Below are 26,747 nucleotides of genomic sequence, written 5' to 3'. Positions count from 1 at the left end.
GTCAGAATGGGCGGATGCACGGGCACCCGGCACGGCGTGCAAAAACCTCCGCAAAGCCGGCTATTCGCGCTTGACGATGCCCGGGCCCGCGCCTAGAAGCGCGGCACGCCATGGGCAAATGCCCAAGCGGGCAGTGGGCGGTTGTAGCTCAGATGGTTAGAGTGCCGGCCTGTCACGCCGGAGGTCGCGGGTTCGAGCCCCGTCAACCGCGCCACCGCTGCTTTTGTATTCCCCGGCCGGTGCTTGCACCGTTGAGGAGATCAGCGTCCTGAGTGTCGAATGGCAGTCCACGGATGCGGCATGACAAACCGGGAAATCGCAACAGTCTTTCACGCCAGCCGAATCTGGCCGGCAACCTGCCCGCCGAAAGGTGCAGCCGCCGCGCCATGGTCACAGGTGTATCCGCTGTGGTCGCTCCACCGCTTGCCACGACGAAGCCGGCATATCGTTCCGAGAATCGCGTCCGGATCGTTGCGGAGAAATCGCCCGGTTCAGATTTGACCACCCTGGCAGCCTGCACGGTTTCCCTTGCGGCGGTGCGGAGGTTCGGGCCCGCGATTTCGTGATTGACGGCTCATGCGGGCTGGCGTATCAGCCCACGCACGCGGTTGTAGCTCAGCTGGTTAGAGTGCCGGCCTGTCACGCCGGAGGTCGCGGGTTCGAGCCCCGTCAACCGCGCCACGTCCCCCTCATCGCTGGCCCTGTCTTGTCCGGGTCGGGGCTTGTCAAAAACATGAGGAAAGTGTAATGGGTGCGGCGTCGCAACCGGAGACCTCCATGGCCATTCTCGACCAGATCGACTGGAGCCTTATCCTGCTGGCCTGCGCCACCTTGGGTCTGGCGCCCTTCGTGCCCGAGCCGCACATCTGGGAAAAGATCAAGATGCTGTTTGCGGGCGAACTGACAAAGCCCATCGACATCCTCGATTTCCTGATGCACGGCGCGCCGTTCCTGTTGCTGGGCGCCAAGATCCTTCGCGAGGCGACCAAGGCCGCCTGAGCCGCCTAGCGTCCGATCATCTCGAGCACCGTCTCCAGCCCGGGGTCCTCGCCACGGCGGAACGCCTCGGCGTCGAAGGGCATCACGACGTCCGGCTGCACGCCAACACCGTCCACCGCCGCGCCAGAGGCATCGCGGTAGACTTGGTGCGACATGCCCAGCAGCCAGCCGTTGGGCAGGGTGATCTCCATGATATCGGAAAGTGCCCCCGCGGTCGGCGCGCCGACAAGGGTGGCTGTCGGCATCTGCTTGAGCGCCATCGCGAACACCTCGGCCGCGCCGGCGGTATAGTTCGAGTTGAGCAGATAGACCGGCTGGACCAGGGGTAGATCGGTCGCGATTGTGCGGGCCGCCACGGGGGCGGTATAGCCGTCCTCGGTGCGAATTTCCTTGGTGAAGGCCAGCAGGCGCGCGTCGGTGAAAAACCCCGCATAGGCCAGCGCGACCGGGTCGGCGCCGCCGGGGTTCAGCCGGTTGTCGAGGATGATCGCGCGGGTGTTGCGCAGCGCGTCGGCGACCTGTGAAAAGGCGCTGGCGGCCTTGACGTCCTGGGCCGTGCCGACGCCGGGCCTCGTCGCGGCGTGGCGCAGGAAGACATAGCCGATGTTGCCATCCAGAACAGTGTATTCCAGCCCGGTGTCCTCGATCCGTGTCAGGTTCTTCGCACGCGGGACAGCCCGGAAATCCAACGCGTCCTCATGCCAGGGCACGGTCTGTGCGGGGGTGACCGCGGCGCCGGTTTCGGGATCGAAGAGGTAGACATGGCTGTCGTCGATCCCCTCCAGCAGGGCGGTGAGTGTCGGCCAGAGATCATCGACGGTTTCAACCTCGGGGGCCAGTTGGTCGTACCGCGCCTGCCAATCCACGCCGAACCGCTCGAAGAAGGGATAGTTCTCGGCCATGCCGTGCCAGGCAATGTCGAAGACGTCGCGCGCGGTCGGCTGCCGGGGCGTGCCGCCCTCGGCGCAGGCTTCGGGAAGGGCGTCGAGGCGCGTCGCCCGGATCGGGTTGGCGGTGCCGTCGATATCCACCCTGAGCCCACCCTTCGCATCGGGGTTGAGCGCGATGTCCCCCAGTTCGGCCAGCACCAGCGAATGCGCCGGGCCGCGAAAGACCGGCCGGCAAGAAACGGCGGTGCGCTGGTGGGCCGTGACCATCACGCGGCCCACGTCGAGGACCATGCCGTAACCCTCTGTCCGCCAATGGCCGCGCAGCTCGGCCGGGGGCCAGAACAGCGGCCATGTCAGCACGATCAGGCCCAGCAAGAGCCCGATGAGCCGCCCGATCCAGCCCATGACGAAGCGGAAGACCATCGGTTCAGCCGGCCAGCGCGGCCAGCACCCGTGCCCAGGACCGGATGCCCTTGTGGAAGCTTTCCAGGTCGTATTTCTCGTTCGGGCTGTGGATGCGGTCGTTCTCGTTCGCGAAGCCTATCAGCATCGCGTCCATGTCCAGCACCGTCTTGAAATAGCCCGCGATCGGGATTGATCCGCCCATTCCGGACAGGACGGCCTCGCGGTTCCATTCGGCGCTCAGGGCCTGGCGGGCCTTCTCGAACTCGGGCCGGTCGGTGTTCATCACCGAGGCCGGCGCACCGTCGAGGTCCATGTCCCATTCGACGCTCAGGTCGGGTTTCAATTGCGCCTCGACATGGGCGCGCAACTTGGTGCGGATATCGGCGGGGTCCATACCCCCCACGAGACGGCAGGTCAGCTTGCAATGCGCCTCCGCCGGGATCACGGTTTTCGAGCCCGCGCCCTGGTAGCCGCCCCACAGGCCGTTGATTTCCAGCGTCGGGCGCGCCCATTGCTGGACCAGCGCGGAATAGCCCTCTTCCCCGTGGGCCTGCGTCAGCCCGGCATTGGCAAGGTAGTCGGCCTCGTCGAAGCCGCTGGCCTGCCACTGGCGCAGCAACTCGGCCGGAACCTCGTCCACGTCATCATAGAAGCCCTCGACCGCGACGCGGCCCGTCATGTCGTGAAAGCTGGTGATGATGCGGGACATCTCGCGCAGGGGGTTGATGGCCGGGCCGCCGTAATGGCCGGAATGCAGGTCCATGGCCGGACCCCTGAGCGTGAACTCGTCCTTGAGCATCCCGCGCAACTGGCTGGCGATCGAGGGCACGCCCGGCGCCACCATCGCGGTGTCGCAGATCAACGCCAGGTCGGCCTTCAGCGCGTTGGCGTTCTCTTCCATGTAGGGCACGAGCGATGGCGAACCGCTCTCCTCTTCCCCTTCGAAGAGAAAGGACAGTTGCAACGGCAGGCTTCCATGGACGGCCTTCCAGGCGCGGCAGGCCTCGACGAAGGTCATCAGCTGGCCCTTGTCGTCACTGGCGCCGCGGCCGCGGATGATCGTCTTGCCGTCGCGCTCCTCGATGCGGGGATCGAAGGGGTCATGATCCCACAATTCCAGCGGGTCGACGGGCTGCACGTCGTAGTGGCCGTAGAACAGCAGGTGCGGGCCGCTGCCCCCCTCGGGCGCCATGCCATGGGCCACCACCATGGGGTGGCCGGGGGTCTTGTGCGTCTCGGCGGCGAATCCGATCGATGCCAGGTCGGCCGCCAGCCAGTCGGCGGCACGCTCCACCTGCGCGTCATGGGCCGGATCGGTCGAGATCGATGGGATCGCCAGGAAATCGGTCAGCCGCTCCAGCGCCTGGGGCAGATCGGAGTCGATACGGGCGAGCACGGGGTCGAGCATGGCGGTCCTTTCCTGAAGTCTGGCCCAACCTATCGGCCCTGCGCGCGATGTCCATGGAAACCGGGCGTCCGGGGGCGTGTGAAATCGTTTGGGGGCGGCAAATTGTAGCCTGTTGTCCGCAAAGGGCGCGACCTATATCCCTGACGAGAAACGGCGTGTGCCATGACCGCGCCAAGGCTGCTGCAAGGAAGACCCATGGACTATACCGCGCATCTGGACGAAGCCCTCACGCGGCTTCACGAGGAAGGCCGCTACCGGACCTTCATCGACATCGAACGTCGCCGCGGCCAGTTTCCCCACGCGGTCTGGACCCGCCCCGACGGCAGCGAACAGCGCATCACGGTGTGGTGCGGTAACGACTACCTCGGCATGGGCCAGCACCCGGCGGTGCTGACGGCCATGCACGAGGCGCTGGACGCCACCGGCGCCGGCTCGGGCGGCACACGCAACATTTCGGGTACAACGGTCTACCACAAGAGGCTGGAAGCCGAACTGGCCGACCTGCACGGCAAGGAGGCGGCGCTGCTGTTCACCAGCGCCTATATCGCCAATGACGCGACGCTTTCGACGCTGCCCAAGCTCTTTCCCGGGCTGATCATCTATTCCGACAGCCTCAACCATGCCTCGATGATCGAGGGAATCCGCCGTAACGGCGGGGCCAAGCGGATATTCAAGCACAATGACCTCCATGATCTGCGCGCCAAGCTGGAAGCGGATGATCCGGCTGCGCCCAAGCTCATCGCCTTCGAGTCGGTCTATTCGATGGACGGCGATTTTGGCCCCGTCGAAGCGTTGTGCGACCTGGCCGAGGAATTCGGGGCGTTGACCTACCTCGACGAGGTGCATGCCGTGGGCATGTATGGTCCGCGCGGGGGCGGTGTGGCCGAACGCGACGGGCTGATGGATCGCATCGACATCGTCAACGGCACCCTGGGCAAGGCCATAGGCGTTCATGGCGGCTACATCTCGGCAAGTGCGAAAATGTGCGATACCATAAGATCTTACGCACCTGGATTCATCTTCACAACGTCGCTGCCACCGGTGGTGGCTGCCGGTGCCGCCGCCTCGATCGCCCATCTCAAGACCGACCCGGAGCTGCGCGACGCGCACCAGACCCGTGCGAAGATCCTCAAGACGCGGTTGCGGGGCCTCGGCCTGCCCATCATCGACCACGGCAGCCATATCGTGCCGCTGATCGTGGGCGACCCGGTGCATACCAAGACGATCTCGGACATGCTGCTTGCCGATCACGGCATCTACGTGCAGCCGATCAACTATCCGACCGTGCCACGCGGCACCGAGCGGCTGCGCTTCACTCCTTCGCCGGTGCACGGCCCGCGCGAGATGGATGCGCTGGTCGAGGCGCTGGATGGGCTGTGGTCTCACTGTGCGCTGAATCGCGCCGACCTGGCCGGGTAGTCTTTCTGCCGGTGCAACCGCGCCGAGAACATGCTAACAATCCTTGTGTGAACGGCGCGTGGCGAATCGAGCCCGCGTTGGCGTGGGGCAGAGCAGAGAATACCGGATGATCCGCAAGGGCTTCAGGACCGAACCGGCAAAGCCGCAGGATGACTCGCAGGGATTCGACGCCTTCGACCTCAGGCTCGGGGACCTGATGCGCGGCGAACGGGCCACGATGGGCAAGTCCCTGCTCGACGTTCAGCGCGAGCTTCGGATCAAGGCCGCCTACATCGCCGCGATCGAGAATGCGGACCCCACAGCCTTTGACACCCCGGGTTTCATCGCAGGCTACGTGCGGTCCTATGCGCGCTACCTCAAGCTCGATCCGGACTGGGCGTTCGACCGATTCTGCCGCGAAAGCGGCTTTGCCACGACCCACGGCATGTCCGAGGAGGCCTCGGGCGTGAAGGTCAAGGAGCGCCCGTTGGTGCGCACGGAGGGGGACATGTTCTCGGCGCCAGCCACCCCCTTCGTCCCTGCGCGCGAAGCCTACTTCAGCCAGGTCGAACCCCGGGCCATCGGATCGGTCATGGTGCTCGTGGCGCTGATCGGCGGCTTGGGGTATGGCGGCTGGACCGTGCTGCAGGAGGTGCAGAAGGTGCAGCTTGCGCCGGTCGAGAATACCCCCACGGTCATGGCCGACATGGACCCGCTGGCCGGGGCCGGGCGCCCCGGGACCCGCGACGCGGACGGGATGGCCGGCGGCGGCGGGCCGGAGCCCGGCGCATTGGACAGGCTATACCGGCCCCAGGCGCTGGAGGCCCCGGTCATGGTCGCCCGCGACGCGCCAATCTCGACCCTCGATCCGCGGGCCATGGGCGCGCTGGTCGCGCCCGAGACCGACCGCGACAGGATGATGGCCGTCGCCGAAGACTTCGCCGATGCGGTCGAGGCCGAAGCCGGAGAGCCTGGTGCAGAGCTGCCCGACTCCGCGGTTCAGGTGACCCAGGACCCGCCTCCGGGCGTGACGCTTGTGGCGGTGCGCCCCGCCTGGGTGCGGGTGCGCGGGAGCGATGGCGCGGTGCTCTACGAGGGGATCATGAACGCCGGCGACACCTATGATGTCCCCCGCACCGAGATTGCGCCGACCCTGCGCATCGGCGAATCCGGTGCTGTCTTCTTTGCCGTTGCGGGGGATCACTTTGGCCCGGTGGGTCCGCGGGGTGCCGTCAGTTCGAATGTGGCCCTGTCGACCGAAGCCGTGCTGGAGGGCTACGAGGTCGCGGACCTGTCAGCCCATAGCGATCTGGCCGCGGTGGTCGACGTTGCCGAACTGCAGTCGGGCGAAACTGAGGGGACCGGCAACCGCTAGCCCCGTTGCCCCGCGCCCGCGGAGGCCCTAGGTAAAGGGCAAGCGCAGCTTCACAGGACGCAACGCATGTCTCTCAACCCGGTGCGCCCCTGGCGCAACATCCACCGCCGCGAAAGCCGTCAGATCATGGTCGGTAACGTGCCCGTTGGCGGCGACGCCCCGATCTCGGTCCAGACCATGACCAACACCGAGACGACGGACATTCCCGGCACCATCGCGCAGGTCCAGGCCGCCGCCGACGCGGGCGCCGATATCGTGCGCGTCAGCGTGCCGGACGAGGCCAGCTCGAAAGCGCTCAGGGAAATCGTGCGCGAAAGCCCTGTGCCGATCGTCGCCGATATCCATTTCCACTATCGCCGTGGCATCGAGGCCGCCGAGGCCGGCGCGGCCTGCCTGCGTATCAATCCCGGCAACATCGGGGATGAAAAGCGCGTCAAAGAGGTCATCTCTGCCGCCCGCGACCACGGCTGTTCCATGCGCATCGGGGTCAACGCGGGCAGTCTGGAAAGGCATTTGCTGGAAAAATACGGCGAACCCTGTCCCGATGCCATGGTCGAAAGCGGGCTGGACCATATCAAGGTCCTGCAGGACAACGACTTCCATGAGTTCAAGATCAGCTGCAAGGCGTCCGACGTCTTCATGGCTGCCGCGGCTTACATGCAGTTGGCCGAACAAACCGACGCACCCATCCACCTCGGCATCACCGAGGCGGGGGGGCTGATGTCGGGGACGATCAAGTCCGCTATCGGGCTGGGGCAGTTGCTGTGGATGGGGATCGGCGACACCGTGCGCGTCAGCCTGTCGGCCGACCCGGTGGAAGAGGTCAAGGTCGGCTACGAGATCCTGAAATCGCTTGGCCTGCGGCATCGCGGGGTGAACATCATCTCATGTCCGTCCTGCGCGCGGCAGGGGTTCGACGTGATCAAGACCGTCGAGACCCTGGAAGAGCGGCTGGAGCACATCAAGACGCCGATGTCGCTGTCGATAATCGGCTGCGTGGTCAATGGACCCGGCGAGGCGCTGATGACGGATGTCGGCTTTACCGGCGGCGGCAACGGTGCGGGCATGGTCTACCTGGCGGGCCAGCAGAGCCACAAGATGTCCAATGACCAGATGATCGAGCACATCGTCGAGGAGGTCGAGAAGAAGGCCGCCGAGATCGAAGCAGGCGAGGTGCCGGAAACGGATTGAGTGGCTGCGCCACGCCGGCCTGTCTCGGCGTCGGCTGCGCCGCCGCCTGCGGGACAGGGGCTGTCTGCCCCCTCTGCCTTCGGCATTCACCCCCGACGGTATTTGAGACCCAAAGAAGCGACGGGACAGCTACGGGGCGCGATAGCGATCCAGCACCACGGGCGGCACCGCGCCGCGCACCATGACCCCGGGAAAGACGTAGGACGGCACGGTATCGAGTGTCAGTGCCTGCATCAGGTCCGCGTTCTCCGCAGGGGGATGCAGCGCGATGCGCAGGCCGCGGGCGCGGGCGAAATCGTCCAGCTCGGCGGCGGTCGCGCTGTCCTGCGACGCGAAGACGGCCAAGGCCACGGGGCCGGTATCGCCCAGCAGATGCGGGGCATTTGGATCGAACAGGCGATCCGCGTGGTCCGCGATCAGGGCCAGGTCGCTTGCGATCTCCGCGGCGTAGGGGTCAGGGCCGCGCAGGGCGCGGGCGACGATCCCGGGCTCGTCGAGCAGCAGGGCCCGCACCTCGGCCCCGAAGGCCGCGCGTTCGGAGGGCGCGAGGTTCAGCCCGTCGGCCTTGGCGGCGAGGGGCAGGGTGGCCAGGGCCAGGGCGATCCTGCGCATCAGTCGGTCGCGCGGACCTCTTCGACGACCTGACGCATGGCTTGCAGGGGGGCGTAGCCGCGCACCATCTGGTCCTCGAAGACAAAGGTGGGCGTGCCCGTGATCTGCAGCCGCTGGGCCAGCATCTGGTTGGATTGCAGGACCGCGTTCACGGCGTCCGAAGACATTTCCTGCATGATGGTCTCGGTCTCGAGCCCGAGCGTGTCGGAGAGTTCCGCCAGGCTGGTTTCGGTTACGTCGGATCGCTGGTTCATCAAGGCATCCGAGACCTGCTTGTAAGCGGCGTCGCCCGCGACGGTCTGCACCGCGACCGCGAAGCGTGAGGCCAGCACCGATTGATCACCAAGGATCGGGAATTCCTTGATGATGTAGCGGATATCGCCGTCGCTGGCGATCAGTTCGGCGACCTCGGGATGGGCGCGCTTGCAGTATCCGCAGCGATAATCGAGAAACTCGACGATGGTGATGTCGCCCTCGGGGTTGCCCCCGACCCAGGAATGACCGTCCGCGAAAAGCGCCTCGCGGTTCTGCGCGACGAGGTCGAGGTCGGCCTGCGCCTCGGCGCGGGCCTGGCGTTGTTCCAGCACGCCGATCGCCTCCATCAGCACCTCGGGGTTCTCCAGCAGGTAGGACCGGACCTCGGCGCGAAAGGCCTCGCGCTCGGCCCCGGTCATGTTGTCGATCTCCAGCCCGAGGGCGGGGGTGGCGGCCAGCGCAAGGGCGGCGAGGGTCAGGCGCATTTTGGTCTCTCCGGTCATCTGGGGCGGGGCCTGTCGTCGGGGCCGCGCCCGGGTCGCGCGCACAGTAGCATTGTCGGCCCGAGCCGCAACCGCGCTGCGTCGGCCCCGCGCCTGGACGGCGAGGCGCATTGACGCGCCGCGTCCGGACAGGGCAGACAATGGACAAGCAACACCGTAACGGCAGAGGTTGGCAGATGCGGAACTCAAGGCGCGGCGAGGTCGATCCCTTCATCGTGATGGACGTGATGGAACGCGCCCGCCAGGCCGAGGCCGCCGGCCGCGAGATCATCCACATGGAGGTTGGCCAGCCGGGCACCGGCGCACCCCGGGCCGCCTTGGAACGGCTTTCCGCAGACATGGCTGGGGGGCCGCTGGGCTATACCGTCGGGCTGGGCCTGCCCGACCTGCGAGCGCGAATCGCGCGCCTCTACGGCGAGTGGTATGACCTGGACCTGGACCCCGGCCGGGTCGTCGTGACCGCAGGGGCCTCGGGCGCCTTCGTGCTGGCCTTCTCGGCGCTTTTCGACACCGGGGAGCGGGTGGGGCTGGGCGTGCCCTGCTATCCCAGCTATCGCCAGGTCCTGCGCGCGCTGGACCTGATGCCGGTGGACATGCCCACGAGCCTTGAAAACCGGATGCAGCCGGTGCCCGGCGACGTGGCCGCGCATGATCTGCAAGGGCTTATGGTCGCCTCGCCGGCCAATCCCACCGGCACAATGCTGGGCAAGCCCGCGCTGGCGGCACTGGCGCAGGCCTGTGCTGACCGCGATGCGGCGCTTATCAGCGACGAGATCTACCACGGCATCGATTACGAGATCCGGCCGGTCACCGCGCTGGAGGTCACCGATGATGTCTATGTCATCAACTCATTTTCCAAGTATTTCTCGATGACCGGCTGGCGGGTGGGCTGGATGGTCGTGCCCGAGGACCACGTCCGCCGGATCGAGCGCCTGGCCCAGAACATGTTCATCTGCCCCACCCATGCCAGCCAGCGGCTGGCGCTGCATGCCATGGATTGCCCCGACGAGTTGAACGCCAACCTGGCCGTCTACCGCGAGAACCGCCGCCTGATGCTGGAGGGTCTGACCAAGGCCGGGTTCACCCGGATCGCACCGCCCGACGGGGCGTTTTACGTCTATGCCGATGTCAGCGAGATGACCGATGACGCGCTGGCCTTTGCCGCCGAGATCCTTGACAAGGCGGGGGTGGCGGTGACGCCGGGGCTGGATTTCGACCCGGTCGAGGGGCGGCACTGGCTGCGCTTTTCCTATGCCCGAAGCACGGCGGACATCCGCGAGGGGCTGGCCCGGCTGGCGCGCTTCATGGCCGAACGCGGCGCGCCCTGATGCGGCAGGCGGTGCGTTTTCTCCTCAGGATGAAGGGCTTGGCCTCTGCACTGCTGCTGGGGCTGTCGAGCATGGCTTGCGCACAGGAGTTTTCGGGCCTGGCCCGGCTGGACGTGGCCGCCAGTTCGGTACGCGATTCCCGCGGCGGCCTGGAGGTGGAGCTGGTCCTCAGCCAGGTCGTGCCCTGGCGGGTTTTCCTGCTGGATGATCCGCGCCGGCTGGTGCTGGACTTTCGCGAGGTGGACTGGCGCGGCGCCGACGCCGGGCTGATCGAGGGTGAGCGGGCGCGCGACCTGCGCGCCGGGGCGTTGCGCCCCGGCTGGTCGCGCCTGGTGCTGGATTTGTCCGCGCCGCTGGTGGTGGACGAGGCGGGCATGTCCGTGGACGACACCGACGGCCGCGCCCGGTTGCGAGTGCGGCTGACGCGCGCGGACGCCGGGGCCTTTGCCGCTGCCGCGGGGGCCCCGCACGACCCGGACTGGGATTTCGGCCTGCGTGGCGATCCGGCGGGGGAGGTGGCGCCGCCGCCTGAAGAGGATCTGGTGATCGTGATCGACCCGGGCCATGGGGGCATCGATCCCGGGGCGCGCCACGGCGGCGTCGAGGAGGCCGACCTGATGCTGGACCTCGGGCTGGAACTGGCCCGCGCGGTGCAACGGATGGAAGGGGTGACCCCCTACCTGACCCGCGATGCAGATGTCTTCGTGCCCCTGCAGGAGCGGCTGACGCTGGCCCGCGCGGTCGGGGCCGACCTTTTCATATCCCTGCACGCCGATGCGCTGGAGGGGCTGCAGGCCACCGGGGCGAGCGTCTACACGCTGGCCGAAGAGGCGGTGGCCGAAGCCACCCGGCGCATGGCCGAACGCCACGGGCGGGCCGATATCGTCGCCGGGCTGGACCTGTCGGGCCAGGACGACGCCGTCGCCACGGTCCTGATGGACCTCGCCCGGCTGGAGACCGGTCCGGCCGGCCGGCGTTTCGCCGCCGAGCTCGTGGCGGCGCTGGAGGTGCGCGGCGCCCCGCTGACCCGCAGGCCCCGCCGCGAGGCCTTGCTTGCGGTGCTGACCAGCGCGGATTTTCCGGCCGTGCTGCTGGAGGTCGGGTTCCTGTCCAACGACATCGACCGGGAGCGACTGTCCAGTGCCGCGGGCCGCCGTCCCATCGTCGAAGGGGTCGTGCTGGCCATCGACCGCTGGGCCATCGCGCAGGAGGCGCTGGCGCCGCTCAAGCGCCGGTAGCGCGATCATTCTCCGGTGAAGCGGGCCAGCCAGACGCTGTGGTCGGTGCAATCGGGGTCCTCGGCCCGGACGTCGACCAGCCGGAATCGGTTCTCGTCCAAAAGTGCGCGGTACTCCGCTGGATCAAGCGCGGCGTGGTAGACCGGCGCGCCGGCCACGGCCTCTTTCCAGGTCTCCCCCGGCTGCGCGCTGGTTGTGAACATCAGTGCCGCCCCCGTCGCGGCGTGCCGTCGGAAGACCGGGACCATCTTGCGCTGCTCTTCGGGGGTCAGGTGCAGCAAGCTGTCCCAGGCCAGCAGCGCGTCGAAGGGCCGGCCGAGGGCCAGGTCGCGCATGTCGACCTGGTGTGCCTCTGCCCGCGGCAGGTTGGCGCGGAAATGCGCCAGCATCCGCGGGGCGGCATCGACGCCCGTCACGCGCAGCCCGCGATCCGAGAGGTAGGTGGCCAGCGGCAGCCCGGTGCCGCAGCCCAGGTCCAGCAGCCGCCGTGGCCCGTCGTCGGCCGGTGCCACCCCGACCATGCGGTCCAGCCAGCGCTTTTCGATCAGCGTGCGCGTCCGCCGGCGCAGGAACTCGTCCGCGATGCGGTCCCAGGTCTCGATCGTGGTTTCGTCGCTCATGAGGGCGGGCCTGCCTGCTTTGCCCCGGTGCGGCAAGCGCCCCGGGGGGCGCGATCACGAAACCGGCAATCCTTGGCCGAGTCGGGGCATTGGGCTTTTGACCCCGCGCCTCGGCCCCCATATAACCGAGGTCTGACAACCGGGGGCCGCGCGCCGCATGATCCTGCGATTCATCCTGTCCTTCTTCGGCGGCATCTTCTCGATGCTGACCTTGAGTGCGGGCATGGCGGCCCTGACGCTTGGCGCGATTTTCTACATGTACGGCAAGGACCTGCCCACGCACGAGGCCCTGTCGAGTTACCAGCCCAAGACCGCCAGCCGGATCTATTCCGCCGAGGGCCGGATCATCGACGAGTTCGCGACCGAGAAGCGGCTCTATACGCCGATCGAGGAAATCCCCGACGTGGTCAAGCACGCCTTCGTCAGCGCCGAGGACAAGGATTTCTACAGCCATGACGGCTACAGCGTCACCGCGATCCTGTCGGCCGTGCGGGACATGGTCGTCACGCGCGGAGAGACCGTGCGCGGCGGCTCGACAATCACCCAGCAGGTCGCCAAGAACCTGCTTCTGGACGGCTCTCGCACCATCGAGCGCAAGGTCCGCGAGATCATCCTCGCCCCGCGCCTGGAAGAGACGCTGGGCAAGGACGGGGTGCTGGAAATCTACCTCAACGAGATTTTCCTTGGCCAGAATTCCTTTGGTGTGACGGCGGCGGCGCGGACCTACTTCAACAAGCCGCTGGCGGACCTGACCCCGGGCGAGGCAGCCTACATGGCCTCTGTCACGCGGCGCCCCTCGGACATGCACCCGGTGCGTGACCGCGACATCGCCGTCTTCCGCCGCAACAACACCCTGCGCGAGATGTTCGAGAATGGCTATATCGACCGCGACACCTACGAGGCGGAAAGCGCGGCGCCGCTGCTGAGCGTGCAGAACGGTGACTATTCCTCCTATGCCGAGGCCGCACCCGACCGCGATTATTTCACCGACGAGATCCGGCGCCAGCTCGACCGGGACCTGGTGGAAGATGACTTCAGTTCCGCCGGGCTGTCGGTGCGGGCCACCATCGAACCCGATATGCAGTCGGCCGCGCGCGGCGCGTTGCGCAAGGCGCTTTGGGATTTCGATCGCGCGCGTGGGACCTGGCGTGGCACCGGGCTGTCGGTGCCGGTCGAGACATTGTCGGACGAGGCGGCCTGGCGCGCGGCGCTGACAGAGGCCGACGTTGCCCGCGGGATCAGCCACGAGGGGGACTGGCGTCCGGCGGTGGTGCTGGACATTCAGGATCAGCAACTGGTGGTCGGCATCGAGGACGTGGCGCTTGACGATCCCCGCGGCAACACCGTGCCGCGCAGCGATACCGCCTGGTTCAGCGGGGATCTTTACGAGAATTTCGACCGCGGCGACGTGATCCACCTGGCCGCGGTCCAGCAGGACGGGGCGTTCGAGCGCTGGTCCCTGCGCCAGGTGCCCGAGGTCCAGGGCGGCTTCATGGCCATGGACGTGAACACGGGCCGGGTTCTGGCGATGCAGGGCGGGTTCGCGTTCGAGCATTCGGAACTGAACCGCGCAACCCAGGCCAACCGGCAGCCCGGGTCGGCCTTCAAGCCCTTCGTCTATGCCGCGGCGCTGGATTCGGGCTGGACCCCGGCCACCATCGTGGTGGACGCCCCCATCGAGGTGCGGGCCGGTGGCGAGGTCTGGCGCCCGATGAATGCCAGCAACAGGTTTTATGGCCCGACGCCCCTTCGGACGGGCATCGAGCGATCGCGCAACATCATGACCGTGCGCCTGGCGCAGGAGATCGGGATGGAACTGATCGCCTCCTATGCCGAGGAATTCGGCGTTTACGACCAGATGAATCCCTACCTTGCCGCGGCTCTGGGCGCCGAGGAGACGACGCTGTTCAAGCTGGTTTCGGCCTATGCGATGTTCGCCAATGGCGGCGAGCGGGTGCAGCCCACCCTGATCGACCGGGTGCAGGACCGGTTCGGCGAGACGATCTATTCCCACGACCAGGCCGAGGGGAACAAGCGTGTCTGCGTCAATTGCGATGACGTCGCGCTGCCCGAGGGCCGGGCGCCGCGGGTCGTCAACGACCGCGACCGGGTCATGAACGCCGTGACGGCCTACCAGTTGACCTCGATGATGCGGGGTGTCGTGGAACGCGGCACCGCCAGCGGCGCGGTCAACCTGCCGGTTCCCGTGGCCGGCAAGACCGGGACCACCAACGATGCCAAGGATGTGTGGTTCGTGGGCTTTTCCAGCAATATCGTCGCGGGCTGCTACATCGGCTACGACACGCCGCGCAGCCTGGGCCGGAGCGCCTCGGGCGGGGCGCTCTGCGCGCCGGTCTTCCAGCGGTTCATGGAACAGGCGGTCGAGCGCTACGGCGGCGGCCCCTTCGAGGTGCCCGAGACCTGCCAGTTCATCAGCATCGACCGTTTCACGGGGGCGCGCCTGCCCGATGACGCCCGCGGCCCCAACGTTGTGCGCGAATGCTTCCGCGCGGGCGAGGAGCCTGTCTTCGGCGTCACCTTCGACGGCGGCTATGCCATGGCCGGTGACCTGCCCCTGGTGGACGAAGTACGCGAGGCCCGTGGCGTGCAGGTGCAGACCAACAGCGGCGGCACGGCCACGGTCAACGACAATGCCTCCTTCGGCACGCTCAGCTCCGGCGGGCTTTACTGAAACGGTGCCCGCGCGCCGCCCGCTTGTCGGTCCGGGCCCGCTGGGCTATCACCTTCGAAACCACCAGACAGGACGAACCACACATGCGCGCCGAGACGCAGAACATCGTTGCCGAAATCGAAAAGAGCCTGGACCTGCTGGCCCAGCGGATGGACCGCGACACCGCACAGCACCGCATGGAGGAGTTCAACGCCCGCGTCGAGGACCCTAACCTGTGGGATGACCCCGAGGCGGCGCAAAAGCTCATGCGCGACCGCCAGGCCCTGCTGGACCACATCGGGACCTTCGACGAGATCCGCCAGGAACTCAGCGATCAGCAGGAACTCATCGAGATGGGCGAGGCCGAGGACGACCAGGAGGTGATCGCCGAGGCCGAGGTCGCGCTCAAGGCCCTGCGCGACACCGCCGCGCAGAAAGAGCTCGAGGCGCTGCTCAACGGCGAGGCCGACGCCAACGACACCTTCCTGGAAATCAACGCCGGGGCCGGCGGCACCGAGGCCTGCGACTGGGCGCAGATGCTGCAGCGCATGTATGTCCGCTGGGCGGAAAAGCAGGGCTACAAGGTCGATCTGCAGTCCGAGGAACCCGGCGGCGAGGCCGGGATCAAGTCGGTGGCCTACAAGATATCCGGCCGCAACGCCTATGGCTGGCTGAAATCGGAAAGCGGCGTGCATCGCCTCGTGCGGATATCGCCCTTCGGCAAGGGCACGCGCGAGACATCCTTCGCAAGCGTCTGGGTCTACCCGGTGGTGGACGACAACATCGAGATCGAGGTGAACCCCGCCGATATCCGCATCGACACCTTCCGGTCCTCGGGGGCGGGCGGCCAGCACGTCAACACGACCGATTCGGCGGTGCGGATCACCCACCACCCCACCGGCATCGTCGTGACCAGTTCGGAAAAGTCCCAGCACCAGAACCGCGACATCGCGATGAAGGCGCTGAAATCGCGGCTCTACCAGCAGGAGCTGGACCGCCGGACGGCCGACATCAACGCGGAACACGAGAGCAAGGGCAGCGCCGGATGGGGCAACCAGATCCGATCCTACGTGTTGCAGCCCTACCAGATGGTCAAGGACCTGCGCACGGGCGTCGAGACCTCGGACACCCAGGGTGTTCTGGATGGCGCGCTGGACCAGTTCATGGCCGCGACCCTGGCGCTGCAGGTCTCGGGCAAGTCCCGCGCCGAGGCGGCCGCCGAGGACTGACGCCGCGGACTTGACGCGGGGTGATCCGCCCGGGAACATGTTCACTAGGGAGGATCACGATGACCGAGTTATCCCAGGCCCCCGCGGCCTCGCCGCGGCCTGATATCGCGACACTGACCTTTGCCGATATCGGCGACTCCCTCGCCCTCGGCTGGCGGGATTTTCGGCGCGCACCGCAGTTCGGGCTGTTCTTCTCGGCCATCTATGTGCTTGGCGGGTTCCTCATGGTGCTGCTTTCGGCCGGGCACGTTACCTGGGTGCTGGCCACCTCTCTGGGGTTTCCTCTGGCCGCGCCCTTCGCCGCCGTGGGCCTCTACGAGGTCAGCCGCCGGCTCGAACAGGGGCGGGCGCTGGACTGGTACAAGGTGCTCGGCGTCGTCTGGGACGAACGCAAGCGCCAGGTGCCCTGGATGGGGGCGATCATCGTCTTCTACTTCCTGTTCTGGACCTTCTTCGCGCATATGCTTTTCGCGCTCATCATGGGCGTGTCGAAGATGCGCAGCGCCTCGCTCGAGGCCTTCCTGACACCCGAGGGGCTGACCCTGATCGCGGTGGAACTGGCGGTGGGGGCGGTGGCCGCCTTCCTGCTATTTGCCCTGACGGTGGTCAGCCTTCCGCTGGTGCTGGACAAGGAGATCGACTTCATGACCGCCATGCTGTTGAGCTTCGAGACGGTGCGGCGAAACCTGGCCGTCATGCTGGCCTGGGCCGCCGTGATCGCGGGGATCAGCCTGCTGGGTCTGCTGCCCGTTTTCCTGGGGCTGATGGTGGCGCTGCCGCTGCTGGGTCATGCCACCTGGCACATGTACCGCCGCGCGCTGATCCATCCCTGAGGATCGCGTTTGCATCCGCGCGCGGCCGGGGGAATCTTCATTCGGTGTTCGGTTGGGTCTCGGGCAGGAGGCGGGCCCAATCGGCGGCAAGCTCGGGATCTGGGCTGGCCCCGGCAGGGGTGGCGCTGCGATCCTTTTTCCAACTGGTGCTCGTCTGGAAACAATGCCAGAACATCGGTGCGCGCCGCTGCGAGAGCTGGTGTAGCGGCCCGCCGAGGCGGTGCACGGTCCAGTTGAAGCGGCCAGAGATTGACTGCGGCACAACGCACCATTTCCAATTGCAGGGTTTCTGCCCCGGAACAGTCAGGTCATGCGCCGGCTGCGCGGCCGGCCCGTCTGCCGAGGCGTAACACCAGCGCCCGCGAAAGGCGACTTGCCCGCTGCGGCTGCGCGCCGCCGTGTCGTAAATCGAAACCGGTCCGGGGCGCATGATCTCGTCGATGTCCAGCGAGAGCACGCCATCGGCGCGGGGGGCATACTGCAGGCGGATGAGGTTGAGCATGGCCGTCTGGAAGAAGCGCGGTGGCACTTCCAGTTTTGTCGTACCCCCCGGCGGGCCATAGGGCGCAAGGGCAGAAAGCACCAAGTGGTCGCGCAGTCCAGGAATAGCTGAAAGCGTGCTGCTGAGCACCTCTGGCGCGTAGCGATCAGACCCGTTGTCGATGACGATCACCACATCCGTGCCCTGGCCGGTCACATGGGCTCTGGCCCAGTTCGCGATCCAGTCTGGATCGTTGTTGCGCGACACGGCGATCAGCAAATTGCGCCCGGCAAAGCGTGCGCGAGCATCCGCAGCAGGCACCACCGGCGCGGACCAGGTGCCGTGACGCATGTGAACGGTCTGATCGGGCAGGGGTGTCGAGAGCCATTCGTAGCGGAGAAATCGCTGGCGCCGCAGGCGCAGCGGCTGGCCACCGGCCTGAAGTCCTGCCCGCACCAAGGGCCAGAGGTTCAGCAGGCGCGGGCAGATCAGGTTCAACTGCCCGTCGGCCACCCAGGCGTCATAGATCAGCGTGCGCTGGTCATAGGCCGCGCGGTAGTCTTCCGTCTGCCGCGCGGGCGGGCGCGTGTCGCGCCGCACCGGTCCGCCCTCGGGCAGGCGGACCAGTGACAGGTGGCGGACATGGGGCGACATGGGCGCTACAGCAGGTCCTTGACCTTTTGCGCCACGGCCTCGGCGGTGATGCCGAATTCCTCGAAGAGCCTGCCGGCCGGGGCCGAAGCGCCGAAGCCCTCCATCCCGACGAAACCGGCCTTCTGCTCGCGGCCGCGTTTGCCCAGCAGCCACTGGTCCCAGCCCTGGCGCACGCCAGCCTCGACGGCCACGCGGACCGGGCCACCGGGCAGCACCCGCTTGCGGTATTTCTCGTCCTGGGCCGCGAAAAGCTCCATCGACGGCATCGAGACGACGCGGGTGCCGATTCCCTCGGCCTCGAGGAGTGTGCGTGCTTCCAGTGCAACGGACACTTCAGAGCCGGATGCCAACAGGATAGCCTGACGCTTGGCAGCCTCGGCGTCTTTCAGGACATAGCCCCCCTGCGCTGTCAGGTTCTTGTTCTTGTGCTCGGTGCGGACCGTGGGCAGCCCCTGACGGGACAAGGCAAGCGCGCTGGGGCGGTCGGTCTCGGTCAGCGCGATTTCCCAGGCCTCGGCCACCTCGACGGTGTCGGCGGGGCGCATCACCGTGAGGTTCGGCGTCGCCCGCATCAGCGCCAGGTGTTCGACCGGCTGGTGGGTCGGGCCATCCTCGCCCAGGCCGATTGAATCGTGGCTGACCACGTAGACCACGGGCACGCCCATCAGCGAGGACAGGCGCATCGCCCCGCGCATGTAGTCGACAAAGCACATGAAGGTGCCACCATAGGGGCGCACCCCGCCGTGCAGGGCCATGCCGTTCATGATCGCGGCCATGCCGTGTTCGCGGATGCCGAAGTGGATGTAGCGGCCGTCGCGGTTGTCGGGGGCGAAGACGCCCAGACCTTCGGTCTTGGTGTTGTTTGAGCCGGTCAGGTCGGCCGACCCGCCCAGGGTCTCGCCCATGATCGGGTTGACCACTTCCAGAACCTTCTGGCTGGACGCGCGGGTCGCCAGTTTCGGGGCCTCTTCGGTGAATTGCTTCTTGAGCGCCTTGATCGTGGCCGACAGTTTTTTCGGGGTCTGCCGGGCGAAGCAGCGGCTGAATTCCTCCTGCTTGGACTTCGGCAATTTCGCGAAGCGGCCATCCCAGTCGGCGCGGTCGGCGGCGCCGCGCTGGCCCAGGCTCTCCCACCAGGCCTTGACCTGCGGATCGACCTCGAAATCGCCCATGGGCGCGCCATAGGCTTCTTTCGTGGCGCGCAGCTGGTCGGCATCGGTCAGCGCGCCGTGGCCCTTGGCGGTGTCCTGAGCGGCATGGCCCAGCGCGATATGGGTCTTGCAGGCAATCATCGACGGGCGCGGATCGGCCTTGGCCGCCGTGATCGCCGCGTCGATGGCGGCCGGATCGTGGCCGTCGATTTCCTGCACGTGCCAGCCCGAGGCGGTGAAGCGCGCCGCCTGGTCGGTGGCATCGGCCAGGTCCACGCTGCCGTCGATCGTGATGTTGTTGTTGTCGAAAAAGACCACCAAGTGGCCCAGCTTCTGCATACCGGCCAGGCCGATGGCCTCCTGGCTGATGCCTTCCATCAGGCAGCCGTCCCCGGCCATCACATAGGTATGGTGATTGATGATCGCCTTGCCCCAGCGAGCACGCAGGGCCTCCTCGGCGATGGCAAAGCCCACGGAATTGGCCAGGCCCTGGCCAAGCGGGCCGGTGGTGGTCTCGACCCCCTCGAGATGGCCGTATTCCGGGTGCCCGGCGGTGCGGCTGCCCCACTGGCGGAAATCCTTGATCTGTTGCAGGGTCGCCTGCTTGTACCCGGTCAGGTAGAGCAGCGAATAGAGCAGCATCGACCCATGACCGGCCGAGAGGATGAACCGGTCCCGGTCGGGCCAGTTCGGCGCTTGCGGGTCGAACCGCAGGTGCTTGTCGAACAGGACGGTGGCGACATCGGCCATGCCCATGGGCATGCCGGAGTGCCCGGACTTGGCCGCGGCCACGGCATCGAGGGTCAGGGTGCGGATGGCAGCGGCGCGGGCCCAGTGGTCGGGATTGGCGCGGCGGAGGGCTTGGATATCCACGTGGGTCGTCCTTTTGATGACATGACTTGTTGGTGCGGTCATAGCAGGGCACCCCCCAAGATCAAGGCGCGGCTGCACGCAGGGTCAACGGTGCGCCGCAAGTTCTTGAAAACCGTGAGCGAGTGGCATTTGCCGACCCCCCGGGTATGTCATAGTCTTCATCCATGGCGCCGCGATTCGCCCCGCGCGGGGGCGGGCCGGCAGGCTGGCAGGAGCTTTGGACGGATCGTGGGCATGCGCGTCGGGCGCTGTCGTGTTCGCCGTCATGGACCGAGGCCCGGCAAGGCCGCGAGGAGAGGACGGGCAAATGAGCGAGATCGCGCAGTTCGAGACGCGGATATCTGCGGCCCTGGACCGCATCCGAACGGCGGCAAAGGCGGCGCATGCCGCCGGAGAGGTGCCGGACGAGGCCGTTGACCAGCCCACCGCGCCCGACGCTGCGTCAGCCCCGGCCGCGGCGACAGCGCAGGATGCCGACCTGGTCGAACTGCGCCGGCAACTGGACGAGGAACGCACCGCCAATGCCCAGTTGGAAGAACGCGTCAAGGCGCTCAAGCAGCGCCAGGACGGCAAGCTCAGCGACCTTGAGGGCGCGGTCAAGGCCGGGCGGAAGCGGGCCACGGAGATGGACCGGGAATTGCAGCGCCTGCGCCAGGTCAATGCCGAACTTCGCGAGATCAACGACCAACTGCGCCAGGCCGTCGAGGCTGGTCTCAGCGAGCCGCACCTCGTCAACAAGGCGATGATGGCCGAGCTGGATGCTCTGCGTGCCACTCGCGCGGCCGATGCCGCCGAGATGGACGCGATCCTGGGCGAGTTGCGCCCGATCCTGCAACAGGAGGCCGAGGATGCCGCAGGTTGAGATCACCATCGGCGGCCGCAGTTTCGAAGTGGCCTGCCAGGACGGCGAAGAGCATTTCCTCCGGTCCGCCGCCGCCATGCTGGACACCGAGGCGACGTCGCTCTCGTCACAGATCGGGCGGATGCCCGAAAGCCGTATGTTGCTGATGGCCGGTTTGCTGCTGGCCGACCGCACCGCCGCGCTGGAGGACAAGGCCCGCGCCGCAGAGAACGAGAGCGCCGAGCTGAAGGCCCGGCTGGACGCCTTGGAGGCCAACCCGCCCCAGCCCGAGCGCGTCGAGGTACCGGTGGTCCCCGAAGAGGTCACCGACACCCTGGCCGAACTGGCCGCCCGGGCCGAGGCGCTGGCCGAGGAACTGGAAGAACGGCACGACGCCTGACCGCCTGCTGGCTCAGCCCCTAGAGAACCCGAGACAGGAACGCCCGGGTGCGCGCCTTCCGCGGTGCCTCGAAGATCTGCGACGGCGGCCCCTGTTCGGCGATCTGTCCCGCGTCAAGGAAACAGATCTTGTCGGCCAGATCGGCGGCGAATTTCATCTCGTGGGTGGCCAGAACCATGGTCATTCCCTCGCCGCGCAACTGGCGCAGCACGTCGAGCACCTCGCCGACGAGTTCGGGGTCGAGCGCGCTGGTGATCTCGTCGAAGAGCATCAGTTCGGGGCGCATTGCCAGCGCCCGCACGATTGCCACCCGCTGCTGTTGGCCACCCGAAAGCTGGTCGGGATAATGCTGCATCCGATCGCCCAGCCCGAAACGGGCGAAAAGTGTCGCCACCTCGGGGCGCAGGTCCGCGCGTGTCCGGCCGTGCACCCGGCGCGGCGCGAGCATGACGTTTTCCTCGGCGGTCATGTGCGGGAACAGGTTGTAGGACTGGAAGACCATGCCGATACGCCGACGCACAGGGTCCGGGTCAAGACCGGGTTCGGAGATGTCCCGCCCGTCGAGCAGGATCGCCCCGTCGTCGATCGGTTCCAGCAGGTTGAGACAGCGCAGCAGTGTGGACTTGCCCGAGCCGGAGGCGCCGATCAGGCAGACCATCTCGCCGCGCGCCACCTCGAGCGAAACGTTATCGAGCACCATGTTGTCGCCAAACGCCTTGGTGACGGCCTGCATTTCCAGCATCAGGACCTCTCGCGGCGCTGCCGCGCCATCAGGTAATCGGCATAGCGCGTCGCCGGGATCGTCACGGCCAAGAATATCAGCGCCGCGCCCACGTAGGGCGTGAAATTGGCCAGCAGCGACTTGAAGACGCCGGCCTGCCGCAGCACCTCGACCGGCCCGATGAAGGACAGCAGCGCCACGTCCTTTTGCAGGGCGATCAGCATGTTCATGTTGGCGGGCACCACGCGGCGCACGGCCTGGGGCAGCACGACGAAGCGCATGGCATCGGCACGGCTCAGGCCCAGCGAGGCGGCCGCGGCACGCTGGCTGTCATGGACGGATTCGATTCCCGAGCGGAAGATTTCGGCGACATAGGCCGAATAGGTCAATACCAGTGCCACGGTGCCCCAGATATAGGGCGAGTTCCAGGGGCGCGGCAGGCCCAGCCCCGGGATGCCGAAGCCGATGAGGTAGACCACGAGGATCACCGGGATTCCCCGGAAAATGTCGGTGTAGAGAATGCCGAAGAGCTTGAGCGGAAAGAGCGCCGGGCTTCGTGCGTCGCGGGCCAGGGCCACGGCCAGGGCGATGACGGTGATCAGCGGCACCGACCAGGCAAAGATCGCGAGATCCCACAGGAAGGCCCGAACGAGGGTCGGGAAGGTCTGCGCGAAGACCTCTCCGTTGAAAAAGCTGCGATTGACGGCCTCCCAGCCGGGGGCCAGCGGGACCAGCGTGACGATGGCCAGCACCACCAGTGCCGTGCTGGCGGCGGCCACGAGCGTCGAGCGCCGCCGCACGCGCGCCTCGTAGGCCTCGCGCCGGGTCCGGCCCGCCGGAGCGGCGCCGGGCGCCGCCCCCTTGGTTTCCTGTTGCACTGGCAAAGGGTTATTCGATGACCGGCACGCCCGTCGCCGCGGCCAGCCATTCGGACTCGAGTGCGGCGAGCGTGCCGTCCTCTTCGAGCGCGATGATCGCTGCATCGACGCAGGTCTTGAGCGGGCTGCCGTCTTCGAGGACGAGGCCGAACTGGTCGGGGTTTTCGCTCATCGCGGGCGGAAACTGGCCCACCAGGACGCCGTCGTCCAGTGTGACGGCCGAAAGGTAGAGCGCCGTGGGCAGGTCGAACAGGCTGGCGTCGATCTGGTTGGCCTTCATGGCTTCGACCACGTCGGCACTGTCATCATAAAGCAGCAGCGAGTCCTCGGGCCCGATCAGGGTTTCGATCATCGAGGGCGCGGTCGTGCTGGCCGCGGCGCCCCATTTCAGCCCGCTCAGGCTGCTGAGGGTGTTCGTGGCCCCAGCGTCGGCGGTGGGCTGGCGTGTCAGCACGGCGGCGGCGGCGGAATAATACGGCACCGAGAAGTCGACGACCTTGTCGCGCGCCGCGGTGATCGAGAATTGCTGGAGATTGAAGTCGTAGTTCTTGGCCCCGGGCTGGATCGCCTGGTCGAAGGACGACCGGGTCCAGACCACTTGATCGTCGGAATATCCCATCTCGTTGGCCACGGCATAGGCCACGGACGCTTCGAAGCCTTCCTTGCTTTCCGGGTCGTTGTTCATGACCCACGGGTAATAGGCCGGGTTCCCGGTGGCGATGGTCAGCACGCCATCCTCGATGGTGTTGCCCGTGGTGCAGGCGTTCTGCGCCGTGGCGCCGCTGGCCGCCAGGGCCAGCGCGGCTGTGCCGGTCAGTAGCATGGTGCGATACATGGTCGTTTTCCCCTGATTGTCCTTGTGAAAGCAAAAGCCCGCAGGGGAAAAATGTCCAGCCCCGACCCCACCGGGCAGCACGCATTTCCGGTGGCGAACCGCGGCGGCGCCAAGGCGCAGTGCGCGCCGTGATCAGGACCGATCAGCCCGGATCAGGCGTTGGCGTCGCGGATCTTGTCGGCGGCATCCTTGTCGAAGGACACGCCGTTGTCCTCGAGCAGCTTGTCCAGTTCGCCCGACAGGGTCATCTCGGTGATGATGTCACACCCGCCGACGAATTCGCCCTTCACGTAAAGCTGCGGAATGGTAGGCCAGTCCGCATAGTCCTTGATGCCCTGGCGAATATCGTCGTCGGCCAGAACGTTGATGTCCGTGAACTCGACCCCCATGAAGTTGAGCACGCCGGCGACGCGCTGGGAAAAGCCGCACTGTGGCATGGATTTCGTGCCCTTCATGTAGAGCACCACGTCGTTGGCCTTCACGGTCTCGTCGATCCGGGTCTTGGAGTCGGTCATGATCTGTCGTCCTCTTCTTTCGATGGCATGGGGGTCTTGCCTGGCAGTGCGCTCAGGTCCTTTCCCTGTCCTTGTCGTCTGTTTCGTCTCTGTCGTCCTTGCCGCCGGTGTCGCTGGCAACCTCCGGGGTGGATTTCACCTCCGGATCGTTGAACTCGTTGGGATCGTAATCCTCGGGGTCGAAACTGTCATCGCTGTCGGCCAGGGCCGAGACGTGGGTCGTCCCGCTGTCCGCGTCATAAACCAGACCGTAATCGGAGGGCCCCTGGGACTTGAAACGTTTGTATTCGTGGATGCCCGCATAGAGGAAGGCCACCACGAAGGGCGACAGGATCAGGCCGGCGAGGAGGCGGGCTTCCATGGCGGGATTCCTCGCGTCACTCGGGGGCGCGGGTTGTCAGCGCCAGCGCGTGCAGGGCGCCGTCGGGGCCGTCCATCTTGCCCTTGAGCGCCGCGTAGACGGCACGCTGCTGCTGGACGCGGTTCATGCCCTCGAAACTGGCATCCACCACCTGCGCGGCGAAATGGGCGCCATCGTCGCCCTCGACCGTGATCTGCGCCTGCGGAAAGGCCTCGCGGATCATCTCCTCGATCTCGCCTGCGGTGATGGGCATGGGGCTCTCCTGTGCGACCTCGTTTCGCAAGATGTAGGCCGGTCGGTCCGTTCCCGCAAGGGCTGCAGGCGGGTTCGAAGGCTGTGCAGAAAGCCGTCGACCCGGGCCGGCAGCGGGCCGGTGGCCAATGCCGCGGCACGCGCGGCGGTCATCCGGTCGGGGCATAGGGCAGCGAGCAACTCCTCGCGGGTAGCCTGCTCCCGCGGGGTCAGGGGCAGCGTGTCGGCGGCCACCAACAGGCCCAGCAGGTCGTGCAGGCGCCGCAGGTGGCGAAAGGTATCCAGCATCGGCGCCAGCAGGTCGGGATCGTCGCGCCAGCTTGCACCGTCGAAAAGCGCGATGGTGCGCTGTCCGGCCCCCGCGCAATTGAACCGCACGCAGCCGGAAAAGCCCCGCGCGTCGAGGTCGGCGTGGATCGTGCAGGCATGGCCCGACAGGTTGGGGCAGGGCACCCCGGCAGGCTTGTCGATTGCAAAGGCCGCGCCCTTGTCCAGCGCCAGCCCGACACAGCACAGGGCGGCACATGCGTCGCAATCGGCCTCCAGCCGGGGCAGATCGAAGGTGCCGGGGTCCGATACCGGGCCCGGCATCGCCTAGCCCAGCCGTTCGGCGAAGGCGCCGCGATAAAGGGCGGAAAGCTCGGCCAGCGGGGCCTCGCTGGCACCGATGCGAACGGTCTCGCCGGCGAATCGGCCCACGGTTTCCAGCGCAACCCCGGCCCGCCCGGCGGCGACCATCAGCGCCTCGGCCTTGTCGAAACTGCAGGACACGAGGTAGCGACCCTGGTCCTCGCCGAAAAGCCGGGCGCTGTCGCCCGCGTCAAGGTGCAGGCCCACGCCCGCCGCCTCGGCCAACTCGAACGCCGCCAGCGCCAGTCCGCCGTCGGACAGGTCGGTGCAGACGTCGATCCAGGCGCGGTTGTCGCGGATGAAATCGCCGTTGCGCTTCTCGGCGTGCAGGTCCACCGGCGGGGCATCGCCTTCCGCGCGGTTGAAGACTTCGGCCAGCAGCGCCGACTGGCCAAGGTGGCCCGTCGTCTCGCCCACCAAGAGCGCGACATGCCCGTCGCGCACGAGGCCCCCGATCATGTCGTCGGCATTGTCGATCAGCCCCACGGCGCCGATGGTCGGCGTGGGCAGTATGCCCTCTCCGTCGGTTTCGTTGTAGAGCGAGACATTGCCCGACACGATGGGCATGTCGAGCGCGGCAACCGCCGCGCCGATCCCCTTGATGGCCATGACGAACTGGCCCATGATCTCGGGCTTTTCGGGATTGCCGAAGTTCAGGTTGTCGGTGCTGGCCAGCGGTTTCGCCCCCACGGCGGTCAGGTTGCGATAGGCCTCGGCCACGGCTTGCTTGCCGCCCTCGAAGGGGTTCGCCTTGACATAGCGCGGGGTCACATCGCTGGTGAAGGCCAGAAGCTTGTCGGTGCCATGCACGCGGGTGACACCGGCGCCCTGGCCCGGCGTGCGCACGCTGTCGGCCATCACTTGCGTGTCATATTGTTCATAAACCCACTGGCGCGAACAGTAGTTGGGCGAGGTGATCAGCGCGCGCAGCCCGTCGATGGGGTCCACGTTGACCACCTCGCCCATCTCGGCCGCAGGGGCTGGCGTCTCCCAGGGGCGGTCGTATTCGGGGGCCGACCCCGATAGCGTGGCCAGCGGCAGGTCGGCCTTGACCGCGTTGCCGTGCATAACGAGGAAGCGGTCCTCGGAAAGCGTCTCGCCGACGATGGCGAAATCCAGGTCCCACTTGTCGAAGACGGCGCGCGCCTCGGCCTCTTTTTCCGGGCGCAGCACCATGAGCATGCGTTCCTGGGATTCCGA

The 26,747-nt window shown here is 67.1% G+C and carries 26 protein-coding genes and 2 tRNA genes; 13 read left to right on the top strand and 15 right to left on the bottom strand.

The features are described 5' to 3' along the window. The first annotated feature begins 137 nt into the window (after nucleotides 1-137). The 3 genes from VJ897_RS11830 to VJ897_RS11820 all read left to right on the top strand — a co-directional run bounded on the left by VJ897_RS11830 (nucleotide 138) and on the right by VJ897_RS11820 (nucleotide 999). Nucleotides 138-214: transfer RNA gene (locus VJ897_RS11830), tRNA-Asp, on the top strand. Between the two features lie 390 nt (nucleotides 215-604). Continuing rightward, nucleotides 605-681 (top strand) — tRNA-Asp (locus VJ897_RS11825). Between the two features lie 96 nt (nucleotides 682-777). After that, nucleotides 778-999, top strand: coding sequence for an RND transporter (locus VJ897_RS11820; RefSeq protein WP_324055871.1), 222 nt, complete (start codon nucleotides 778-780; stop codon nucleotides 997-999). A gap of 5 nt (nucleotides 1,000-1,004) precedes the next feature. On the opposite strand, the gene VJ897_RS11815 is transcribed toward VJ897_RS11820, so the two are convergent. Further along, nucleotides 1,005-2,312: a S41 family peptidase gene (locus VJ897_RS11815; protein WP_324055870.1), complete on the bottom strand. Its 1,308-nt coding sequence runs from the start codon at nucleotides 2,310-2,312 to the stop codon at nucleotides 1,005-1,007. 4 nt (nucleotides 2,313-2,316) lie between these two features. Beyond that, on the bottom strand, nucleotides 2,317-3,702 hold the full coding sequence (locus tag VJ897_RS11810; RefSeq protein ID WP_324055869.1) for a dipeptidase: 1,386 nt from the start codon (nucleotides 3,700-3,702) through the stop codon (nucleotides 2,317-2,319). Nucleotides 3,703-3,897: 195 nt separating this feature from the next. Here VJ897_RS11810 and hemA point away from each other — a divergent pair, with 195 nt between their 5' ends. The 3 genes from hemA (at nucleotide 3,898) to ispG (ending at nucleotide 7,666) form a co-directional block, all read left to right on the top strand. Next, nucleotides 3,898-5,121, top strand: coding sequence for a 5-aminolevulinate synthase (hemA, locus tag VJ897_RS11805; protein ID WP_324055868.1), 1,224 nt, complete (start codon nucleotides 3,898-3,900; stop codon nucleotides 5,119-5,121). A 106-nt stretch (nucleotides 5,122-5,227) separates the two neighbouring features. Next, a complete protein-coding gene (locus tag VJ897_RS11800; RefSeq protein WP_324055874.1) occupies nucleotides 5,228-6,475 on the top strand; it encodes a helix-turn-helix domain-containing protein in 1,248 nt (415 codons plus the stop codon). Between the two features lie 66 nt (nucleotides 6,476-6,541). Then, complete coding sequence (ispG, locus tag VJ897_RS11795; RefSeq protein ID WP_324055867.1) at nucleotides 6,542-7,666, top strand: flavodoxin-dependent (E)-4-hydroxy-3-methylbut-2-enyl-diphosphate synthase; 1,125 nt, start codon at nucleotides 6,542-6,544, stop codon at nucleotides 7,664-7,666. 129 nt (nucleotides 7,667-7,795) lie between these two features. Here ispG and VJ897_RS11790 read toward each other — a convergent pair whose 3' ends face one another. Both VJ897_RS11790 and VJ897_RS11785 read right to left on the bottom strand, forming a co-directional pair. After that, complete coding sequence (locus VJ897_RS11790; protein ID WP_324055866.1) at nucleotides 7,796-8,278, bottom strand: hypothetical protein; 483 nt, start codon at nucleotides 8,276-8,278, stop codon at nucleotides 7,796-7,798. Continuing rightward, nucleotides 8,278-9,036: a DsbA family protein gene (locus VJ897_RS11785; protein WP_324055865.1), complete on the bottom strand. Its 759-nt coding sequence runs from the start codon at nucleotides 9,034-9,036 to the stop codon at nucleotides 8,278-8,280. Before VJ897_RS11785 ends, VJ897_RS11790 begins: the two co-directional genes overlap by 1 nt. A 176-nt stretch (nucleotides 9,037-9,212) precedes the next feature. On the opposite strand from VJ897_RS11785, the gene VJ897_RS11780 reads away from it, so the two are divergent. Both VJ897_RS11780 and VJ897_RS11775 read left to right on the top strand, forming a co-directional pair. Beyond that, complete coding sequence (locus VJ897_RS11780; protein ID WP_324055864.1) at nucleotides 9,213-10,364, top strand: pyridoxal phosphate-dependent aminotransferase; 1,152 nt, start codon at nucleotides 9,213-9,215, stop codon at nucleotides 10,362-10,364. A 29-nt stretch (nucleotides 10,365-10,393) separates the two neighbouring features. After that, nucleotides 10,394-11,602 (top strand): N-acetylmuramoyl-L-alanine amidase, encoded by a 1,209-nt coding sequence (locus VJ897_RS11775; protein ID WP_324055873.1) that lies wholly within the window; start codon nucleotides 10,394-10,396, stop codon nucleotides 11,600-11,602. A 5-nt stretch (nucleotides 11,603-11,607) separates the two neighbouring features. On the opposite strand, the gene VJ897_RS11770 is transcribed toward VJ897_RS11775, so the two are convergent. Next, entirely contained in the window at nucleotides 11,608-12,222 is a 615-nt protein-coding gene (locus tag VJ897_RS11770) for a methyltransferase domain-containing protein (protein WP_324055863.1), read from the bottom strand. A 160-nt stretch (nucleotides 12,223-12,382) separates the two neighbouring features. Here VJ897_RS11770 and VJ897_RS11765 point away from each other — a divergent pair, with 160 nt between their 5' ends. The 3 genes from VJ897_RS11765 (at nucleotide 12,383) to VJ897_RS11755 (ending at nucleotide 16,955) form a co-directional block, all read left to right on the top strand. Further along, nucleotides 12,383-14,914 (top strand): penicillin-binding protein 1A, encoded by a 2,532-nt coding sequence (locus VJ897_RS11765; protein ID WP_324055872.1) that lies wholly within the window; start codon nucleotides 12,383-12,385, stop codon nucleotides 14,912-14,914. 83 nt (nucleotides 14,915-14,997) lie between these two features. Further along, nucleotides 14,998-16,122 carry a peptide chain release factor 2 gene (gene prfB, locus VJ897_RS11760; RefSeq protein ID WP_324055862.1) on the top strand — a complete coding sequence of 375 codons (1,125 nt, stop codon included), beginning with the start codon at nucleotides 14,998-15,000 and terminating at the stop codon, nucleotides 16,120-16,122. Between the two features lie 59 nt (nucleotides 16,123-16,181). Further along, nucleotides 16,182-16,955 (top strand): DUF2189 domain-containing protein, encoded by a 774-nt coding sequence (locus tag VJ897_RS11755; protein WP_324055861.1) that lies wholly within the window; start codon nucleotides 16,182-16,184, stop codon nucleotides 16,953-16,955. A gap of 37 nt (nucleotides 16,956-16,992) precedes the next feature. On the opposite strand, the gene VJ897_RS11750 is transcribed toward VJ897_RS11755, so the two are convergent. Both VJ897_RS11750 and tkt read right to left on the bottom strand, forming a co-directional pair. Then, nucleotides 16,993-18,090 carry a hypothetical protein gene (locus VJ897_RS11750; protein WP_324055860.1) on the bottom strand — a complete coding sequence of 366 codons (1,098 nt, stop codon included), beginning with the start codon at nucleotides 18,088-18,090 and terminating at the stop codon, nucleotides 16,993-16,995. Nucleotides 18,091-18,095: 5 nt separating this feature from the next. Then, nucleotides 18,096-20,114 (bottom strand): transketolase, encoded by a 2,019-nt coding sequence (gene tkt / locus VJ897_RS11745; protein ID WP_324055859.1) that lies wholly within the window; start codon nucleotides 20,112-20,114, stop codon nucleotides 18,096-18,098. 307 nt (nucleotides 20,115-20,421) lie between these two features. Between tkt and VJ897_RS11740 the strand changes: the two genes are divergently transcribed. Further along, nucleotides 20,422-20,976, top strand: coding sequence for a hypothetical protein (locus VJ897_RS11740; RefSeq protein WP_324055858.1), 555 nt, complete (start codon nucleotides 20,422-20,424; stop codon nucleotides 20,974-20,976). Beyond that, on the top strand, nucleotides 20,963-21,355 hold the full coding sequence (locus VJ897_RS11735) for a cell division protein ZapA (RefSeq protein WP_324055857.1): 393 nt from the start codon (nucleotides 20,963-20,965) through the stop codon (nucleotides 21,353-21,355). The genes VJ897_RS11740 and VJ897_RS11735 overlap by 14 nt, the downstream gene beginning before the upstream one ends. Before the next feature lie 19 nt (nucleotides 21,356-21,374). On the opposite strand, the gene VJ897_RS11730 is transcribed toward VJ897_RS11735, so the two are convergent. The 8 genes from VJ897_RS11730 to VJ897_RS11695 form a co-directional block, all read right to left on the bottom strand. Further along, nucleotides 21,375-22,097: an amino acid ABC transporter ATP-binding protein gene (locus tag VJ897_RS11730; RefSeq protein ID WP_324055856.1), complete on the bottom strand. Its 723-nt coding sequence runs from the start codon at nucleotides 22,095-22,097 to the stop codon at nucleotides 21,375-21,377. Beyond that, nucleotides 22,097-22,954: an amino acid ABC transporter permease gene (locus tag VJ897_RS11725; protein WP_324055855.1), complete on the bottom strand. Its 858-nt coding sequence runs from the start codon at nucleotides 22,952-22,954 to the stop codon at nucleotides 22,097-22,099. The genes VJ897_RS11730 and VJ897_RS11725 overlap by 1 nt, the downstream gene beginning before the upstream one ends. A 10-nt stretch (nucleotides 22,955-22,964) precedes the next feature. Beyond that, nucleotides 22,965-23,789, bottom strand: coding sequence for an ABC transporter substrate-binding protein (locus VJ897_RS11720; protein WP_324055854.1), 825 nt, complete (start codon nucleotides 23,787-23,789; stop codon nucleotides 22,965-22,967). Between the two features lie 152 nt (nucleotides 23,790-23,941). Next, nucleotides 23,942-24,304, bottom strand: a complete 363-nt coding sequence (grxD, locus tag VJ897_RS11715) for a Grx4 family monothiol glutaredoxin (protein ID WP_324055853.1) — start codon at nucleotides 24,302-24,304, stop codon at nucleotides 23,942-23,944. Nucleotides 24,305-24,356: 52 nt separating this feature from the next. Beyond that, complete coding sequence (locus tag VJ897_RS11710) at nucleotides 24,357-24,665, bottom strand: hypothetical protein (RefSeq protein WP_324055852.1); 309 nt, start codon at nucleotides 24,663-24,665, stop codon at nucleotides 24,357-24,359. Between the two features lie 16 nt (nucleotides 24,666-24,681). After that, a complete protein-coding gene (locus VJ897_RS11705; RefSeq protein ID WP_324055851.1) occupies nucleotides 24,682-24,918 on the bottom strand; it encodes a BolA family protein in 237 nt (78 codons plus the stop codon). Next, the gene (locus VJ897_RS11700; RefSeq protein WP_324055850.1) at nucleotides 24,885-25,508 is read right to left on the bottom strand and encodes a hypothetical protein; all 624 of its coding nucleotides are present in this window, start codon (nucleotides 25,506-25,508) and stop codon (nucleotides 24,885-24,887) included. The genes VJ897_RS11705 and VJ897_RS11700 overlap by 34 nt, the downstream gene beginning before the upstream one ends. 3 nt (nucleotides 25,509-25,511) lie before the next feature. Further along, the coding region (locus VJ897_RS11695) for an AIR synthase related protein (RefSeq protein ID WP_324055849.1) at nucleotides 25,512-26,747 on the bottom strand (1,236 nt) is incomplete at its 5' end.

Origin of the sequence: Salibaculum sp. (assembly GCF_035270045.1) — a bacterium.
Classification (GTDB): Bacteria; Pseudomonadota; Alphaproteobacteria; order Rhodobacterales; family Rhodobacteraceae; genus Salibaculum.
This window is presented reverse-complemented; position numbering and strand designations above follow the sequence as displayed.